Source organism: Paenibacillus sp. NPDC057886 (genome assembly GCF_042796655.1).
Taxonomy (GTDB): Bacteria; Bacillota; Bacilli; order Paenibacillales; family Paenibacillaceae; genus Paenibacillus.
Genome location: NZ_JBHVMZ010000006.1, coordinates 210,601 through 228,447, shown reverse-complemented (window position 1 = coordinate 228,447; position 17,847 = coordinate 210,601). Strand labels below are relative to the sequence as shown.

The 17,847-nt window shown below is 47.4% G+C and carries 16 protein-coding genes; all 16 read right to left on the bottom strand.

What is annotated here, in order from left to right:
* Nucleotides 1-6: 6 nt before the first annotated feature.
* Nucleotides 7-483, bottom strand: a complete 477-nt coding sequence (locus tag ACFVQB_RS21175; RefSeq protein ID WP_064636287.1) for a DUF4280 domain-containing protein — start codon at nt 481-483, stop codon at nt 7-9.
* Nucleotides 484-533: 50 nt separating this feature from the next.
* On the bottom strand, nt 534-1,091 hold the full coding sequence (locus ACFVQB_RS21170) for a hypothetical protein (protein WP_379443550.1): 558 nt from the start codon (nt 1,089-1,091) through the stop codon (nt 534-536).
* The gene (locus tag ACFVQB_RS21165; RefSeq protein WP_379443546.1) at nt 1,088-2,359 is read right to left on the bottom strand and encodes a pentapeptide repeat-containing protein; all 1,272 of its coding nucleotides are present in this window, start codon (nt 2,357-2,359) and stop codon (nt 1,088-1,090) included. Before ACFVQB_RS21165 ends, ACFVQB_RS21170 begins: the two co-directional genes overlap by 4 nt.
* A 91-nt stretch (nt 2,360-2,450) precedes the next feature.
* Nucleotides 2,451-3,875, bottom strand: a complete 1,425-nt coding sequence (locus tag ACFVQB_RS21160; protein ID WP_379443543.1) for a contractile injection system protein, VgrG/Pvc8 family — start codon at nt 3,873-3,875, stop codon at nt 2,451-2,453.
* On the bottom strand, nt 3,872-4,504 hold the full coding sequence (locus tag ACFVQB_RS21155; protein WP_379443540.1) for a hypothetical protein: 633 nt from the start codon (nt 4,502-4,504) through the stop codon (nt 3,872-3,874). Before ACFVQB_RS21155 ends, ACFVQB_RS21160 begins: the two co-directional genes overlap by 4 nt.
* A 30-nt stretch (nt 4,505-4,534) precedes the next feature.
* Nucleotides 4,535-5,308: a DNA and RNA helicase gene (locus tag ACFVQB_RS21150; protein ID WP_379443536.1), complete on the bottom strand. Its 774-nt coding sequence runs from the start codon at nt 5,306-5,308 to the stop codon at nt 4,535-4,537.
* 31 nt (nt 5,309-5,339) lie between these two features.
* Nucleotides 5,340-7,991 (bottom strand): molecular chaperone, encoded by a 2,652-nt coding sequence (locus tag ACFVQB_RS21145; RefSeq protein WP_379443532.1) that lies wholly within the window; start codon nt 7,989-7,991, stop codon nt 5,340-5,342.
* Between the two features lie 32 nt (nt 7,992-8,023).
* On the bottom strand, nt 8,024-8,713 hold the full coding sequence (locus ACFVQB_RS21140; protein ID WP_379443529.1) for an iron-dependent peroxidase: 690 nt from the start codon (nt 8,711-8,713) through the stop codon (nt 8,024-8,026).
* 7 nt (nt 8,714-8,720) lie between these two features.
* Nucleotides 8,721-10,013 (bottom strand): normocyte-binding protein, encoded by a 1,293-nt coding sequence (locus ACFVQB_RS21135; RefSeq protein ID WP_379443525.1) that lies wholly within the window; start codon nt 10,011-10,013, stop codon nt 8,721-8,723.
* A complete protein-coding gene (locus ACFVQB_RS21130) occupies nt 10,013-11,857 on the bottom strand; it encodes a serine/threonine protein phosphatase (RefSeq protein ID WP_379443506.1) in 1,845 nt (614 codons plus the stop codon). Before ACFVQB_RS21130 ends, ACFVQB_RS21135 begins: the two co-directional genes overlap by 1 nt.
* A 40-nt stretch (nt 11,858-11,897) precedes the next feature.
* The gene (locus ACFVQB_RS21125) at nt 11,898-12,779 is read right to left on the bottom strand and encodes a PP2C family protein-serine/threonine phosphatase (RefSeq protein WP_379443502.1); all 882 of its coding nucleotides are present in this window, start codon (nt 12,777-12,779) and stop codon (nt 11,898-11,900) included.
* Complete coding sequence (locus ACFVQB_RS21120) at nt 12,764-13,297, bottom strand: FHA domain-containing protein (RefSeq protein WP_053781358.1); 534 nt, start codon at nt 13,295-13,297, stop codon at nt 12,764-12,766. Before ACFVQB_RS21120 ends, ACFVQB_RS21125 begins: the two co-directional genes overlap by 16 nt.
* Before the next feature lie 42 nt (nt 13,298-13,339).
* Entirely contained in the window at nt 13,340-13,912 is a 573-nt protein-coding gene (locus ACFVQB_RS21115) for an FHA domain-containing protein (RefSeq protein WP_379443497.1), read from the bottom strand.
* Nucleotides 13,913-13,933: 21 nt separating this feature from the next.
* Entirely contained in the window at nt 13,934-14,395 is a 462-nt protein-coding gene (locus ACFVQB_RS21110; protein ID WP_379443494.1) for a J domain-containing protein, read from the bottom strand.
* 126 nt (nt 14,396-14,521) lie between these two features.
* The gene (locus ACFVQB_RS21105; protein WP_053781361.1) at nt 14,522-14,947 is read right to left on the bottom strand and encodes a hypothetical protein; all 426 of its coding nucleotides are present in this window, start codon (nt 14,945-14,947) and stop codon (nt 14,522-14,524) included.
* A gap of 182 nt (nt 14,948-15,129) precedes the next feature.
* Nucleotides 15,130-17,298 carry a hypothetical protein gene (locus tag ACFVQB_RS21100; RefSeq protein ID WP_062329792.1) on the bottom strand — a complete coding sequence of 723 codons (2,169 nt, stop codon included), beginning with the start codon at nt 17,296-17,298 and terminating at the stop codon, nt 15,130-15,132.
* Nucleotides 17,299-17,847: the final 549 nt, after the last annotated feature.

Here is a 17,847-nt window from a genome sequence, read left to right as displayed (position 1 = left end):
TGTACGTTACCTGATGTTACCGCCGAACCCGGTTGTGCCGCCTATGGAAGATCCGCCAAGCTCTTGACCATCATCTTCAATCTGGATGTAGCCTCCATAGAGGCACATATTCATGCAGGTGCTTAATAAGGCAGGTTCATTTTCGATGAGCACATCCGTTTTGCCATCCATCCACGGTGTAGACACGGACGGAATACAGGGTGCTTTCTGAACGCCCTCAATGTCGAATTCGCCGGTCTGCACGACAGGATTCAACTGGCTTGTGCAATTTCCAAAAGGCATGATGTGTATCATGGGTGTTGCATCAGCCACGTTCAATTGTGCTTTTTCCTTCAAATGCACGCCATGGCTATATGGGATTTTTAGACGGTTGAGCTGTGTACCGCAAGAACAGCTTAATATCGCTCCTGCCACAACATACGTTGGGCCCCCGGCACCTTCATCCACAACATCGGGTCGTGTCGCGCCAATTGCTTCAGCCATTGTTTTTCCTCCTTCTTTGGGCCTTCTCCCAGATCATTTTTAAAGATTCGTTAATAGTTCGGCCTCTCGACCCGATCCACGCGTTGCAAACGCAAACCGGTATAGTCCCGGCGTAAAATCGCTTCAGCCAATGCCAAATTCACCAAGATCACGGTTTCCTTCAATCGTTCGTCCGTCAACTGAATAATTGGCCAGTTTGTGCTGTTCAATCGTTCGCCATCGACCTGAAGTACGTTCAACTTGCCACTGCTGTCAAATGTACTGTTCATGGATAGTGCTGCCAGCTGTGGCGGCACCATGAACCAGTAAGGGTGTAACTGCTGTCTCTCCATATCCATCAGCCCAGCCAGCCTGAACATCAGGCGTGGAGCGAATGTACTCAGCAAACGTTTAAGCTCATCAGACCATAACGGATACGGCCGCTCGATCAGATCTATGGGAACAGGATTTCGATTAGGGCGAATCGTAAACTGCAAATTCGCTTGTTCCAGTTCATTCAAGTGATTGCCTCTCATCCACTCGGGCTGAATAATTCCTTTGACACCAATCGGTTCAAGAGCCCCTGTTACACGCATATCCTGCATGATCCGGAACCAATCGTTTCTCATGCCATCCGCCCCTTCTGCTGTAAGTTCCGCTCCATAAAGTAGGCTAACTGGTCCTCGATCATCCCATCGATATGCTCCAGGCCCTCTCGTTTCCGGGCTGCGGGACGACCCTGGATGGGACAGGAAGCTCCGGTATCCATCTGCGCCCCCTCCAAACGCGAACCTGTAAAATCGACGCTGGAAACATCCGTTCCACGAAAATCCGCATCAGCCAAGTTGCATACGCCAAACACAGTGCCTTCCAACAACGCTCCCGTAAAATCTGCTCCTTGAAGATCCGCCAGTACAAAATCTGCCTCTCTCAGATCCGTCCCTGCAAAGGATACCCGATGAAATCCCGGGATTTCCCAGATCTCAGGATCAGCCAACCCCTGCCTCGCCTCTATGCCATGAAATATGGCACCTACCATCCTGCATTTTCGGAAACGAGCACCATACATCTGGCTGTTATTCCATCGGGTATCCGTCAAGTCACATTGCTCCCAGACGGTATTCAACAGATTGTTGGCTTCGAATTGACCCCCTCCAAACGCCACATTGCGAAAAGCTGAGTAACGGAAATCCATCCCTCTATAATCTCCTCCAGCCAGATCCAGATGTTCCAAAGCCGCATATCCGTAGGCTCCCTCGATTCTTTCAGCAAGCCATTTTCGTATCTCTGATTCATCCATTGGATCACCATTCGTTTTGTACACGGATTCACTCACATCCAGATATTCACCTACCCGAACTTCAAAGGACGGGCACTTCTCCAGGTGAATAAACGACTCACATTGCACAGCCTCCGGCATTGCCAGATGAATCAGATTCGTCACATAGGCGTGTCCGTGTTCAGCTTCCTTCAGGAGTAAATGTTCCAGATCTGGTCGTGAAATGGAGCCTGCATAGAGCGAACCCGGCCGTTGCAATTCTTCTTCCCAACAAGCCAGCATCACATTCAGATAACCAAATGCCCAGGAAGCATCATATTCTCCTTCAATGGGAGAGGGATCAAATAACCACGTTTCGTCAGCCATTTCGGTCAAATACAGGGCCTGGCCGTCCATTAGTCGTGTTCGAAGCATTGAATATGTAACATGTCCCACCGCTCCATGTTCACCGATCTTCTGCGCATTTAGAACGATTTGACATTTCTTGGAAAAATGACGGAGAAACTCTTCTTTCAAACGTTCGCGATTCTGCTGATACATCTGCTCGAAGCGGAGCATCACTTGGTTGCGTAGTGGAATTACGATCTCTTGCTTGAATTGCACAAGCGCAGTAGTCACGAGCATTCCTCCTTTCTCCTCTTTAAAGATCACCAATACATTGTTATAAGAACAAATTAGAAGTTAATTTGTAATAGAACTTTAGTCACTTTTAATTAGTTTTCAGTTCTGTGCCCACCAATGAGGTTGTTCCGTCCATTTTAATGTTGCTCTCTTTACAGGTCAGGCTGATTTCTTCTTTTGCAGAAAAAACAATACTTTTCTCAGCATTCATCATGATATCTTCCTTGGCGGAAATCGTGATCTGCTGACTGCTAATAATTTCGATACCTCCGCCTTCACTCAGCCGAATAAAAATCTCCCCGTCTTTGCCCGTAACAATCACCTCTTCGGGCGTCATCTTCAATTCCTTACCAGCGGCGGTACGAAAGTATTTATGATCCGGGTTGCTCAGCTTATTGCTCTCTCCTTCGTCCGAGTTTTGGCGTACCGAGCTCGTAGCTACCCCTTCTTCTTCCTTGTTACCGGGAAAATAAACCCGCACATGATCCCCTTTTTCGGGCATTACGTACCAACCACTGTTTCCTTCCGCCGTATATACGGACTGATAGGGAAAAGCATGCGCCTCACCCTCGTTTTGCGCTGGATCAATGTGCAGATGCACTTTCAATCGATCCTTGTCGATGCCAATGACGACACCTTGCAGCGAAACTCCGATAATTTTATCGTTATGGAATGTATTTTGCCGGAGTCCCCGATGTGTACTTAGTGTATAACGATGCTTGAGCAGACCATTTTTCATTTCGGTAAATGCCTCATATACATACAGGAGCTTGCCCTTGAATTCGATGGCATTTCCCAGATCCAGTACGCGATTTGTCTCCACTTCGTAATACACGTAATCCTCTTCGCCAACCTCAACCTTGGTGTTCTGCGAGGTGTAACGGAACTTATCCATCCGTTTGCGGACTCTGTAATTGAAATCCTCCAGCTTCCCCTTGGATGACGTATCAAACACACCGAAATAGAATTTGGGAGTATCAAATACGGATGCAGGCATCAAACCCGTTCGAAGACGGGATGCAATACGCTTCAGAAACTGCCAGTCCGTTTCCTCATATTGAAGGGTGAACTTTCCAATGGCTGCCCCATCTGTTGCAGCATCCATGATATCGATGTTGGGATAGTCAGCCGCAACTTGATCTAACAACTGTGGATACGTCATGCCATGATTTTGGAACGAACGGCTTTTCTTACGGATATCCAGTTCATGGGTATGAGAGATGCCCTCCACTTCGAGCATATAGACGCCACTGGTCACCATTACCCCAACATTTAGAATCAAACCGCTGAACAGTACAGATGTACTGCCTTCCTCATCGATCTGACTGATCTCGACGAGCGTATCCGAACCGCTTAAACGCACGTATGTATCCTTTTTTTCTTCATCCACAATTCCCGTGAACTTCACACATGCGTGATCATTCATTTGTTTGGTAATAACCAGTTCATGGAGACTGACCAGTTCGAATGGGCTTACTCTCACATTTTTGTAAGACAAGGCTTCAATACTCACATTACATCGCCCCTTTCCTCATCGATCTCAAAACGGATGGAGTTCAACATGGCGGAAGCCACACGTTTCCAATCGTCCAGTTCCAGATCTGTGCAGTTGAACGTAAAGATCAGTGCCCGTTCATCCAACGAAGTGAACAGCATGAGATGATACAGATTCGCATTCACGACAGGAGTCAAAAATTCGCAAGTTGCCGCAGCACGTTCTCCCACGGTGCGATCACTGTCCCCATACCATTTGGTAAGCTTCTGTGTTCGCCGCAAAATCTGAATCATGCTCTGTTTAAACAAGGGCAGATCCTCCGCTGGCAGTGGATTAACCGTGTGATTCACGGCAATATTAATCGTGCCTTCTGCATTCGTGTAGATCGTACCGGGTCTGTGCTGTGAAGGATACTTTAGATTCATCATGTGCTCAGACATAGGCTTGAAGGTCCGTGGCAGCATCATCCGGGCCTTTCCTTCAAGCAGCTCCGTTTCTTGAAATGAATAGGGCTCACCACCAATTTGTAAAAAAGCAGCCGTTAAGTCCAGGTCTGGTTCTTCCGGAATATGTCCATATCCATCATCAGGGGCATCCGTTGTCATGCCGTTCATCATTGCAACAATTTTTTCATCCCAATGCTTCATCGTTTCCATCCTCCCATTCTCTTGAAAATTTCAATCCACAATCATACGATGCGGTCCGCCCACCGGCATACCCGAACGTCCCGTTCCCCGACCTGCATTAGCCAGTATACGATCCAGATATCGATGAATCTGCGCATTATCGTATTCTCTGTACTCCAGCCCCAATCGACTGGCAATGTGATGCAAAATGACGCTGCGTGCAACCGTTCCTTCATTGAGACACATCATGACGAAGACCAGATCCTGGGGATCAGAGGTCCCCGTTCGAAGCAATCTCTCGGCATAATCCTTCATGACAACTGGTGATAAGGTGCTTGCCCCCTCGGCTGCATAAGGGACATGAATGACATGCAGTGTGTTGAACTCCGTTGCCAAGTCGGCAAAGGTCTGATAGTCTCGCCGCAGCCGGGCCCCTTCTTTCAGCTTGAATCGAGCCAGCTCCAACTCTCCAGATGTGCATGTTGTCTCTTCATCCAAGAGCAGTTCCGAATGGCTTATCGTCATGTCACTCACGGTCTCCTCCGCAGTAAACCGAAGCTTCAGCACATTGACCCGGCCCGTAGCTTGGTATGCCAGTTCCATAGGCTCTGTCAGCATGTAAAGCCTTCCTTTATGCAGCACCATCCCAGGAGCAACAATCAGCTTGTCCGGAAACACTTCCACCTCTGCACCTGCAAGAATGCCATCTGCATAACCGCGATAGTACAGTTCGATGTAGTCTCTGGGGAAATCGCGTAGTCCCTCCAACATGGATGTTTTCAGAATTCTTCCCTTGTTAAAATGCGGATACGAATATGTGAACATGAGCGGTGTCCCTCCTTTCTGCTCTTGGTCCTCACTTCATTCCGTCAAAGAAGTCCAGTTCCGACAAGTCTGTTTCAAACGGAAGCAGCTTCTGCGGCCCCAGGTACAATCGTTCATTCCTGCGGGCAACCGGCAATACATGAAAACCCCAATGACGGTCATCCGGAAAAACAAAAAACTTCGTCTCTCCATTCACAATAGAATCCGTATCATCCTGCGGGATTTTATCTCCGTACTGATCCCGGATATCTTCGTAGAGCACCTCTTTATAGGCATCCGGACGGTTGGCATAGACGAATTTCTGTCTCAGTTGACCATCACTTCCGCTAAGGTACAACTCCACTTCTGCCGTCTCGAATGGACGGGAAATGCTGCCCGGAATGCCGTCACTCCGATCCAGACTGCTGATCAGCATTTTTTCACGTCCATTATGCGTGTAGGCACTTACGGTATAAGGAATTACAGCGGCATCATGCGTGATGTCGGCTTGAACGCTTCCTGTTTTGCGGGCACTCAGATAACGAATCGCCCCTCGAAGGCAGGCAAGTTTAAGATCAGGCACACGCCCTTCCGCAGGTTTTTGCCGAAACTCAATGCTTCTGCCTGGAACGAACTCTTTCAGTGCTTCCCTAAATACATCAATGCGGCAGGACTGACCTGTCAACTTGATAATCGAATATTGGCTCATCCGCCCTTGCCGATAGAAATCATCCAAAAACTTGCGGACCACCTCATAGATATCAGCCTTAATCAGCTGGGTAATTTCCTTGATATTAAACACCACATCGGGGAACTCATATTCATCCTTCAGTTCACCACTACGTTCCACGGACAGAAACCAACGTTCCATGGTCGTGATCTGCAGGTCACTATCCCCATCGTCCTCCATCTCCGAGTGGAATCGGTTACGCAAGATGCCGGTTTTGCGGAAAAATTGCTGCTTCATCTCTTCTGCGATTTCCCACAGAAAGTAGAAGTTGCCTCTCACCCGCAGATACTCATCCCGTGAACGATTCTCTCGACGAGCAAACGCGGTCGGGATGATATGTTCTGCCTCCTCATATCGCTGCTCCAGCTTCTGATAGACGGATTTCACACCTTCTTCGTCCACCTGGCGGAACACGTCCGCACCGGGTGCCTCGATCAGGCTATCGATATCCGTCACCTGACGGCGTCCGCTGTAGTAATCTGCGAATACGATCTTCATGAACTGCATAATACGATAGGTAATGTTGTGACCTCCGAAGTTGGTATCCCCATTTTCGTAAGTGGTATGAATATCGAGCTTGTACGCCATATGTCCGTCCTCGATCGTAAATGCACAAGATGACAAGTCAGTTGTTCCACCGCCACAATCAATCACGAGCGCATGATACGTCTGCCCTTCCATGAAAGCACCGCGTTCCATCCCGTCAGCAAGGGTGTTATAGAGCACAGCCATTCCCTCATCCAGCGCATACGTCTGCTCAATCCGATAATCCGGAAGCATCTCTCCGAACATCTGCAAAAACTGTGTTTTCATCTTCACGGGACTGGTAAAATGCACATGGCGAAACTTACACTTGAACTGATGCTCTGCTGTTCGGATAATATAGTTCATATATGCGCGCAGCAGATCCATACGGGAAACCATGGCCGCATTCCCATGAACATCGACGATCTCTTCCATTTTGTTGTAATTGTTGACCCAGCGCTTCATGCTACGGAACACACTCGCCCGACTGCTATACCCTCCACGACGCATGCTTCGCAGCGCTTCATAGCCGAATTCGTAACGAATGTTCGCTGAATCCGAGCACTCTGCCACACCGATGGCCGTAGGCAGGACCTCGATCCAGTCTGTGTCTTTGTATGTAGGATCGGGAAAAGCCACATAGTTAATGGCATCCATACGAACCCGCCCATTCAGCAAATCCTGGCTGCTTGGTGCCTGAATATAACCATTATGCAAATAGGCGCCTGCCGTCGTGTTGGAGGTGCCAAAGTCAATTGCAAGTACAGCGTCTGTCGGTTCGAGTTCCCGGATGTCCAGATCGGCCAGTGGAATTTGAGTATATTGAATATGAACCGGAGGAAGAGGCCTGCTAGAGTAATAGGTCTGATATAGATATTCCGAATCGCGTTTACGGAAAAAGAGAAGGCTGTACTGTCTGTTTCCCGATCGTTTCCAGGTGGATCCACTTCCTGCCGTCAAATAAAAGGTTCCGGATACGGAGTCGTCCTTAACCAAATTAAAGATGCCACACAGCTCCATACTCTCATTGACCAAAAGTACATTAGATTCGGTTAACCCCCCCGGTGCCGTGACTACGTACTGATCCAGCTTGTCCACTTTCAATCCTTCGTACAGAATCAGCCGCGCGGGCACACTAATACCTCCATCACTGCTCATAGGAGCCGTCATATGACGAGAAATGGCCTTTTGTATTCGCTCGAATCCGTCTTCCAAAGACTGATCGATCCACAATACATCGTCCGCTCCCAAAAATTTCAGAATAATCCGAATCAGTTCTTCACGCTCCGTGCGGGGCCCCAATCCCTCAACCAGTCGCTCCTTGTAACAAATATTCCGTAATTGAAATGTGGTCATGTCCATCAACTCTTCGCGCGTATAACGCATGGTTCCTCTGGCCCGTTCCCTGCCCGTGGCATCGGGATACAATCGGTATGAATAGCCGTTCATCTATACTTCCTCCTTACAACTGCTGATGCTGCTTAATATAGGGCAATACCGTCCTGTATCATCGTATAGTCCACATCCAGAATACCAAAATGATGACCCCAGTATATTTCCGTGTCAAAACGAACCGGCAGAAAGAGTTCAAGAATCAATTCCAGCTTTTCCTTCGCTTCCGTCCGTTCTGCCTGACCAATATATAAGAGCAATTCATCCTTCTCCTCACAATTGGCATAAAGGGTTGAACGCGGAAACATCCGGACAAGAGTATCCCTCAGCAGATGAACGGCCTCTCCCGTATCGTACAGACGAAGCATATTGCAGGCGATCACTTCCTGTTCCTCTCGTCCGAACAACTCCAGTCGCCGCCGTATCCGTTCCCCGTATACACCCGAATGCATATCATTCAAAATGAAGCGAATGTAATACTCCCTTTTATTCATCCCCTGCATCAAATCCATATCCGCCAGAAAATGAATGACCAAATCAAAGAGCGTCTCCCGCAATTCCACCTGCTTTTCGTTATTGATATCGAACAAATCCCTGAAAATATCAAAAAAACGATAATACGGATTGACTTCAATCGTACGTTCCACGTCTGAAGCATTCAGGTTCGTATGACTTAATTCCATGTATGGCGAATATACACGTGCAGGAACAAAAGTTACGTCTCTCAGATCAGTTCCATTACGCTTGGCGCGAATAATCAAATCCCATATATAATTCATGTTGAGCTCACATCCATTCCCCTTCGCAGCGATATTCAGGGAAAGCCAACTGGATTTCGGATACCAGAAAGCTCAGCAAATCATCCAGAAAAATAGCCTGTTCTGGCTGAATTCCGTGTTTGCTGAACCTTAAAATCATTCGATGTTTATCTGCCTCAACACGGACATGATCGCTAACAAATCCATTAAGCGGGTACGTGATGCCCCAGGCGGGCCCTGGTGCCACCACTTTCACATCTTCCAGTTCCAATCCCTCTGCTGCCTGGAAAGCATGAACCATGCGGGCAATCTCCCCTTTGGATCGAACAGAGCGTCCTTCCTGACGCGCATATTTACCGGCAAACCCTTCCCGTTTGTTGTTGGAAAACAGCGGAAAGTCCATTCTGCCGATTCGGGTTGCAACGGGACCGGCTATTTTCAGCACAGTCCATGAATCGGATTTTTCCAGCGGAGATACGATGGTGATATCTTCTTCCGATCTTTTGATATACCGAATATGCGATTCGTCTCCATCCACCAGATATCCGTGTTCAGTCCCTGTTTTGCGGAGCGGTAACACATGTTCATAATTGATGCGGTCCGAAGCCGGGACAGGGAATCCACCTGTTTTCATATCAAGCTTCTGAATATTCCAAAGTGGGATCATGTTCGTTCTTTTATAAGACTCAAATTCCTCCAGATGGATTGAAAGTTCCTTGACCACATGCTGTTTGTCCCATGCATCTCCATCGTCTGAGCTGACCAGAATACAATCAACGAATTTGAATACATAAGGTGCATTAACCGATTTCCATGGCAGACTGTTCTTACGAAATACCCGGTACAGTTCTTCAACTTTGGAGATATACGCTGTACTTGATTTCAATCGAACCGTTATGACATGTCTGCCTTCACTCGTTACAATCTCCCCGCGAAATGTCCGATTACTTTTCAGCAGGGATTGGAGTTCCTGTTGCCCACATTCCATGTAGAACGTGAACAATTTCATCTCTTCCTTACGTGCCAGCGCTTCTGAAGCCTCGCTCAAATAAACGGTCTGCGGTGCAGCATCCTCCGGAAGAATCGGATACAGAAATTCATGAATGGGGTCCAAATCTTCCCGCGGACATAATGTGACATATACATCGTGGCGTTCCTCCAGCGGTACCACCTCGTCAAACACCCGTTGCTCGATCTGTTTGTTTAGCGTCTCCTGATACTCGACCAGATTAAGAAAAACGCCTGTCATGAGATCTTTGAGCATGCGACGTTGTTCCAGATCCTCCATCTTGTTTAGACGGTCACGAATAATATCTTTCATCACGAATCTCCTCCTTCCGTTGCTTCCTGTTCATTCGCTTCTGCCTCGGTGGTGTCGGTGCTTCCTTTAGCCTTTGAAGCGGAATTAATGCTAGCATTGCTTGTCGTTTTCCCTGAAGAAGACTCGGAGCCAGAAGCATCCGCAGTCCCACTTCCGGCCGAAGAGGCATTACCCACGGAAGAAGTGCTTCCCGCTGAATTGCCTGCGCTCATTCCTCCCGCATTCCCGGTCCAATCCGAGTTCAAACCAGACGAATCTGTTGTCCCTAACCCTGCCGCATCCTGCATAAGATCAGCCGCCGGTACAGGTGGGTTCAATTTCTCATCCAGCTTATTTATTTTCCGCTCCATAGCCAGAACCCGTTCCAACATATCGATCTCCTGATAAATTTCCTGTGCCGAAGCATAGGCATCCATGGCACCGCTATAATCTCCGGCTTCATTGAAGCGGTCACCCTTCTGTTCCAGCGTATCGGCCTGAAGTTGTCTAGATTGGCGCTTGATATCCGCCCGTTTGGTTTCAGCAGTCTCCAGTTTGGTGGCAACTTCCTTCAGTGCCTCCTTGTATGCTGTTTCCGTAGCGGCCGTTCTGGCCCTTTTATACAAGATGATCGCTCCACTGTAGTCTCCGTTCTGGAGTTTCAAATCGCCCTCGGTGATCCAGTCTTGTACTTGCTGAAAGGTGGTCATCTGTTCCAAACGTTCCTGAATGACTTCACGGTTGAACATATTGTAGGACTCAGATAATTCCAGTGCTTTGGTGTAACTGGCGGTTGCCTTGGGAATATCCCCTTCTTTCAGATGAGTCTCGCCGTCAACCAATGTCTGAGCAGCAGCCATCTTCGAAGTCAGCAACTTTTTGTGCACAGGGTCCTTTACTTTGATCGAATTGTTGCGAGCAAGACTGTAATCTGAGACGGCCTTAGCGTACTCCTGTTCCTTCACGTACTGGTCAGCGTTCTGTTCGTATTGCAGCATATCTACGACCAGCTCGGCTTTTTTGGCTGCGCTTTTCACCGCGTAGAATATGCCGGCTCCGCCAAAAATCAGGAGCATAATCAACATGATGGCAATCCGTTTAATCCACTTCTTACGGTTCTTTGGTTCTTCATGAAAAATCTTGTTCACATAAATGGCTGCCGCACTATAATTCTCGATTCGTGAACGTTGCTTGCTGAGCATCACTTCTTCCAACGTATCGGCCAGCGCCTGCGGGTCATTGGCACCTTCCACCGCATCAATCATCTCGGCATCCTGCACACCTTCCCATAATCCAGGGGTGCATAGAACAAGCACATCACCATCGGCAAGCTTGATCTTATCGGATACATACGGTTTGATCATGCCAGGTTTGCCCGCGTATTCATTCAGATTGCCGCGTTCATCATGCTGATCCACACGATCCTCTGCAATCTGGCCTTCCGCTGCCAATTGGGCAGCTACGCTGTGATCTTTGCTTTTTAATGCAAGTCTATTTCCCCGAAAATGATACAAGCGGCTATGTCCGGCCGATGCCCACACCATGCGTGTATAATCCGTTACAACAATAACGAATCCCGCTTTGAGCCTGACCCGGCGGCTTTCATACTGCAACCATTCATGTGCAATCTTGATATATTCTGTCAGTCTGCGTTTGGACATGGTTGGCTTTTCCAAAAAGGATTCCAGAATGGTCTGTACTGTGATCTGTCCACTATTCACTTCCGTATCGGTGTCCAGACCATCTGCAATGACATAACAAGCCCAGTCTTCCAGTTCAACGCAGCCGTAGAAATCCCGATTTTTCAGGAAAGACCCCGCCTCTGAGACAAAAGCCGTCTTGAATTCACTGTTCTCCTTCCTCATCCGTCTCCCCATTTCCCGTCCCTGTGCGTTGCCCGATCCGTTACCATCCTTGCTCCAAAATGATAATCGTGGCGTTATCCTGATGCACGAGCTGTTTTTCTTCAATTAAATCAATGATGGCCTGGGCTGCATCAAATGGCGAAATATCTTGCGCCAGAATGGTCTCCAGTTCCATCTCCGTGAGGGAGTTGTATACCCCGTCACTGCATAACACAATCTTGTCCGCCGGCTGCAGTGCAAACGGCTCGTCCGCGATTTCCATTTGTTTAAAATGGTCGTACCCCAAATAGTTGACCAGCCTTTTGCGCTGCGGATTGTCAAGTGCCTCCTGCTCCGAGATCTCTCCAGACATATACTGTTCTTCAAGTTGGCTTTCCAGTGTATGCTTGTGATTGATGGCAAGCAGCTCTCCTTTGCGAAACACGGCCAATATGCTGTCTCCTACCGCACCCCAATACAAATCCCTGCCCTTGATCATGGCAGACACCAATGTTGTCCCTCCGGGAACGCCAAGCAAATTGCGAAGAATCGCCTGATTTGCCGCATGGGAAGAAGCATCCCAGAACTCTTCCGGATCAGGAAACCGCTCCAACTCTTCAAACTCACGGATAAATGTTTCTACAGCAGTCGTACTGGCTACTTTCCCACCAGATAACCCACTAATTCCATCGGCAAGTACCGCGAGTACACCATAAGGCTCCACGGCACAGGCAAAATAATCATCCTGCTCACTGCGAGCACCAATGGTCTGTCCATTCCCGATCTGAACGCCAACCGGCCTATCGTCACGTTGCCTTACCGGAATCCGGCTTCGTGCGAATAACAGCAACCAAATCAACAAACAGCCACCCGCAAGTACCCAGTAGGGCGTTAGCTCCTTGTCGTTCCACAAAATCATGAAGGTGTTCACTGTTGCTCCCATTCAAAGTGCACACCGCACAATGGAATGAAAATGAATTTGCTGCGTCCCAATTGAATAACATCGTAGGCAGCCAGTTCCACCGGAGAATAGACTGCTTCATTGTTGTGATATGCGAGGCCAGAAGCATCGCCGGGCAGTAAGTAGAAATTCCGCTTTTTGGGATCGTACACAATCACCGCGTGATTACGCCGAGAAATGGTGTTATCCCCAAGAATGCGAACATGCATCTCTTCCGAACGTCCAATAAAGTTCTTTTCAGCCATTATTCGATAATCCTGGCCCATCTGCGGACCCTCGATGCACACCATCCAACCCGTTACCGGTTCAATTCCTGTTGTTTCGCCCAGGTATGGCATCGTTCTGTCATCCTCTGCTGTACGAGGTGCGCGTGGGATCGCTCCCGCTGCCTCACCATTACTGGTAGCTGGCGATTCAACGGCCAGATTGCAATATGGACACGTATTGCCGTGCCGTCTCGTGCTGAACATATGTCCGTTTCCACATCTAGTCAGACTCATTTCGTTTCATTCCCCCGTAAGCTTGTATGATGTACGCCAACGTTATTTCACCAAAATGCGGGTATTGGCAATATAAATTAAGTCCCCTGCCTCAATCAGGCTGGGTTCTTCGATTTCCAATTTGGATGCTCTGCTTTGATTTCCTTTACGTACACCTACCCCACTGGCCGAGTCGATATCCTCGATAAACCATTGACCCGAGGCTTTGTTCAACACCGCATGTTGCGAGCTAATGAGAGACGCATATGGTGTGTCGGAGAGATCGATGTCAGCCTCGCTGTTCTTCGAACTTTTCCCGATCAAAACACTCGTTTCGCCCTGAATATACCATTCCTTCACACTTGTACCGTCGTCGTCCAGGAGGACAAGCTTCACGACACGCGAAGACAATTTCTTCTTTTCCGCCTTGGTGGCTGGCATGTATTTAAAATACAGGTATGCTCCTCCAGAGAGGACCACGATAATTCCAGTTATCCACTGGGCACTCATATCCCGGTTGATGATAAATATGTAATACAGCACGGCTAACGAAATCATGGCGACGCATGCGTCAAGCCCCATCGTCAATACCGACCTTCCTCGTTTCACTTCCATAACCTCCGCCTGAACCGGCATGATCCATAACGAGCTCCCGGTCTACTTTTTTCGAACTCCGAAATATCGGTCAAACATGGCGGACATATCCATTCCTTTATTGGGACCGGCTTTGCCACCGTTTGGACTTTCCTTGCCTTTGGGGTGATATCCAAAAAATTGTTCGAACTGTTCCTGCATCCGCGATGGATCCGACCATACCTTCTCGGCATTTGCACTCCCAGACTTCGCGTTGCCTTTACTGGATCTGGCTGTATCGGATGCTGATCCCTTCGCTTGACCTGTATTACGTCCAGTGCGAAGCTGCTGATCATAAGCTGCTCTAAGCTCGGAATTTCCGAGTGTACTGTATGCCTCATGTACTTGCTTGAAACGCGCTTCTGCCTGTACATCTCCCCCATTGACATCCGGGTGAAATTTCTTCGCCAATTGACGATAAGCCTTCTTGATCTGCTCCGGAGAAGCTTCACGTTCTACACCAAGCACGGCATAATAATCTTTCATGGAATTCTTTCCTGCCTCCCTGCCGTATTCGGGCGTAAATAAAGATTAAGGGGCACCAGGGCCCCTTAACATGACAGCGTTGTTCCGGACCAAAACTAACTGGCTCGAGACAACAGTTGTTCCCTTTTATACAGGGAAGCCGCCTTCAATTTTAGTGAATTCAGTTTTGTCTTTTTTCTGTTTGATGAACAGGCTGAATTCACCTACGCCTTCGGTATCACCGAAACGCTCTGTGTAATCCACAACAAATGCGTTTGGCAAGTAAATTTTGCGTACCACTTGATCCGCTGCAACCACTTCCAGGGTTACTTTGCGGTAGCAATCCGCTTTTTCAGCAGGCACGAGGGACCACAAAGCAAGTTTCATCGTGTCATCTGCATTGTCACCGTCGGTTGCAGTGATAATTTTGCCGCTGATGCGAAGTGTTGCGCCTACATCTGTGGATCTAGCGTTGGAATCATCTGGTGTATCCGTGTCATACACAACTGTACGGATATTATCCATTCCCAATTCGATTGTTTCTGCGCCTTCTACTTTCAATACAAAACCCATTAATAAAAACCTCCTTAAGATTAGGAAAAAATGTGCCCGGTATGCTCCCCATCTCGGGAGAGGCACCGGAATATATGTATAAAGGCAAAACGATGAAGTCTGCCTCTAACACCAAAATTAATGTCTATAATACGTTGTTTGATGAATCATATTTAATAGTCAGACTTGTTCCAATGGTATTCTTACACTTTCATCGCACTGGTGCCTTTAGTAATCATGACCTCCAGGTTCTTCACGTTGCCGTTAAATACCAGGTCAATGTGGCACATGTTGCTCTTTTCATCGATGATAAAGCTCATGTCGTCGCCTTCCTGAATGATCGAATTGATCGACCCTCGAGTTCCCAGCCACCGGCTCTTCTGACTGCTCGGATTGTTGCTGAAGAATTTGACGATATTTTCATGCTTGAAATCACCGGTTTGGAAACGGAGCAAGCGCTCAATGTAAGTACTTACAAGTGTTTTGTACAAGGAATCGAAACCATCTTCGGACATCGCCATGCTTCTCGCTTTATAGACTGTGATCCGCTTGATGTCGCTATCCTGGATTTGGGCATTTTCCGATGAGAAAATAAATCCAAAGTTTTTTCGGTTAATCAAATCCTTGATGGTATTTGTAAATCCGGAAATTTCTTTGGTCATCGTTGTTACAACACGCAAGCTGTTGTCCCCTGCCTCAATGTCAAAACGTACACCCGGATAATCACGGTTGACGTTCTTGAAAGCCCCTTTCAGGTATTCCGGACACTGATATGCAGCAACAATCCCTGCAGATACATAGGACGCCCCAACATACACGCCTTCAATCCACAGTTTCAGAATGTCTTCCTTCTCCTTCGAGAGTTCCACACCATTCTCTGTCTGAAGCATGCGACTGTCGATAACGACACCCGATTTCTCCTTGGGAATAATCGTGAAGTTTGGAGCACTTGGAATGGCAAACTCGCTGTATTCCTTGCGGGTCAACACTGAACATTTATCGATATACTTATCAATACCTGCGGTAGCCATACTGCTGAAGGTGGTTTCTTCCCCGGATTCAAAGCTGAAGAACACCTGCACCTTATAATCCTTAACGACTTGCAAGAGCATTGCCAGAGATTCCATGCTGTTTCCGTCTTGTTTAACCACTTTCTCGTTACCACGGAAACGGGCACGGCTGACTTTAACTTGGCCTGTATTTTCCAGCTCTACGGATGGAACGATACCGAACCAGATCGTGTCGGTAAAATCATTCTTCGCGTTGACAGTGTTGAGATATGTTTCAAGCCGGGGAATATTACTGCTCTTGACGAGCATATCCAGCTTGGCATTTGAGATCAGCATGGAAGGAAGCATGCCTTTATTCTTAATCGCATATTGGTCAAAGAACATTTTGACACCCAAAATTTTCTCGACCAGCGGTTTTACGGTTTTCACAAAATCATCCTTGGCATTTTTGTAAAACTCCAGGTATGTATTGTAGTTCTGCACTTCTACAGCTGTATCCACTTCAGATTGAACCGCAGGAAGCGGGCAGAATGTGCGAACCACCAGATCCTGTACATACGGCGAAGGTGTCTCGGAGAGTGAGTCATAATCTTCGGCAAATACTTGCGTCAAATCGGTGCTTGTCGCTTCATCGAGAAGCATCAACTCGTTGTTATCACTCTTCGGAGCTTCGATAATTTTCAATTCTCCGCTCTCACCGATCGTAAGTTGTCCCACCTGGATCGCTTCAGAGGATGTTTCTTCCTGAGCCCGGCCCAACAACAAACGCGTCTTGATATCTTCAATGGCGAGTGGAAGCATGGCCATAACATTGTTATAGTTCCGGCTTGCATCTTCAAACATGACATTCAGCTTATCCCCGATATCCAGCTTCTTCGGATCGCCGTCATCCAGCTTCTCATGCTGGCCATACATGTAATGAATCTCCTTCCGTACCTGACGAATGTCATCCATGACTTTCTTCGGTGAGATCATATCGAGCAGATTTTCAAACTTGAAATCAACGTTCGTAATACCTTGACTACGCTTGGTATCGATCAGGGTGAACAGCATTCTCAGAAAGTCGTTGCTATGGTCAATCTTGATCTCCGAGATCGCTTCTTCCGGAATACCTTCCGGCTTTTTAAGCGTATACATAACTTTCTGGTTTACCGCATTGAAAAAGGAGTACACGCTAGGTGAGAACTTGTCCAGGAACTCATCGAAGCTACGAACAAGCAAGTGTTCGTTAATCTCCTTGATCTTATCGTCACTCAGACTGTCGATGCCCTTAACATCACCGACAATGGTGATCAAGTCCAACTTCTCGGGATTAATTTCTTCAAAAAGCATCGTTCGGTTCGTTTGATTAATAATGTCCATTCAGGCAACATCCGCCAAGATGATGATTCATTCGGGCGAATGCTTCCCCCCCTCCATCAATTTTTGACACTCCGCACGTCTCTATCAGCCTTCAGTCATGATCCAGGAGAATCAATGCTCCCAGCAAACACAAGACCAATAGAACGAGCTGTCAACATACGACTGGAACTTATGTACCAGATTATGCCGTTTGCTTTGGAGATTTATGGAATTCATCTTAATCATCAGCGATATGTTTTGTCAATATTACCCACTATAGGTCTAAAAGATCATTTTACAACCTTCGATATACCTATGGAACTAATTTTTGGAATTCGCTTCACTTCCTTACGAATCATGCCGATGATATAGAATATCCTATAATTTGGATGCTGTTCAATGATTTAAGACTAGTGGGGTTTCCCTCCTAATCAAGAGTAAAAAGACTTAAAGTATGCGGTGTTGCATTATTCTCAAATAATGAAAACTACGCATAACGGCGTTATATCGTGAATAAGCAAAAGTTTTTCAAAAAAATTTTAATATTCCCCAAAAAATGAACCGAAGTTT

Excerpts from the sequence above, each read along its gene's own strand:
- ACFVQB_RS21135 (WP_379443525.1), bottom strand. The coding sequence starts at position 10,013 with ATGAAAGATATTATTCGTGACCGTCTAAACAAGATGGAGGATCTGGAA.
- ACFVQB_RS21140 (WP_379443529.1), bottom strand. The coding sequence starts at position 8,713 with ATGAATTATATATGGGATTTGATTATTCGCGCCAAGCGTAATGGAACT.
- ACFVQB_RS21155 (WP_379443540.1), bottom strand. The coding sequence starts at position 4,504 with ATGAAGCATTGGGATGAAAAAATTGTTGCAATGATGAACGGCATGACA.
- ACFVQB_RS21120 (WP_053781358.1), bottom strand. The coding sequence starts at position 13,297 with ATGAGTCTGACTAGATGTGGAAACGGACATATGTTCAGCACGAGACGG.
- ACFVQB_RS21170 (WP_379443550.1), bottom strand. The coding sequence starts at position 1,091 with ATGAGAAACGATTGGTTCCGGATCATGCAGGATATGCGTGTAACAGGG.
- ACFVQB_RS21125 (WP_379443502.1), bottom strand. The coding sequence starts at position 12,779 with ATGGGAGCAACAGTGAACACCTTCATGATTTTGTGGAACGACAAGGAG.
- ACFVQB_RS21115 (WP_379443497.1), bottom strand. The coding sequence starts at position 13,912 with ATGCCGGTTCAGGCGGAGGTTATGGAAGTGAAACGAGGAAGGTCGGTA.
- ACFVQB_RS21145 (WP_379443532.1), bottom strand. The coding sequence starts at position 7,991 with ATGAACGGCTATTCATACCGATTGTATCCCGATGCCACGGGCAGGGAA.
- ACFVQB_RS21105 (WP_053781361.1), bottom strand. The coding sequence starts at position 14,947 with ATGGGTTTTGTATTGAAAGTAGAAGGCGCAGAAACAATCGAATTGGGA.
- ACFVQB_RS21100 (WP_062329792.1), bottom strand. The coding sequence starts at position 17,298 with ATGGACATTATTAATCAAACGAACCGAACGATGCTTTTTGAAGAAATT.
- ACFVQB_RS21150 (WP_379443536.1), bottom strand. The coding sequence starts at position 5,308 with ATGTTCACATATTCGTATCCGCATTTTAACAAGGGAAGAATTCTGAAA.
- ACFVQB_RS21110 (WP_379443494.1), bottom strand. The coding sequence starts at position 14,395 with ATGAAAGATTATTATGCCGTGCTTGGTGTAGAACGTGAAGCTTCTCCG.
- ACFVQB_RS21175 (WP_064636287.1), bottom strand. The coding sequence starts at position 483 with ATGGCTGAAGCAATTGGCGCGACACGACCCGATGTTGTGGATGAAGGT.
- ACFVQB_RS21130 (WP_379443506.1), bottom strand. The coding sequence starts at position 11,857 with ATGAGGAAGGAGAACAGTGAATTCAAGACGGCTTTTGTCTCAGAGGCG.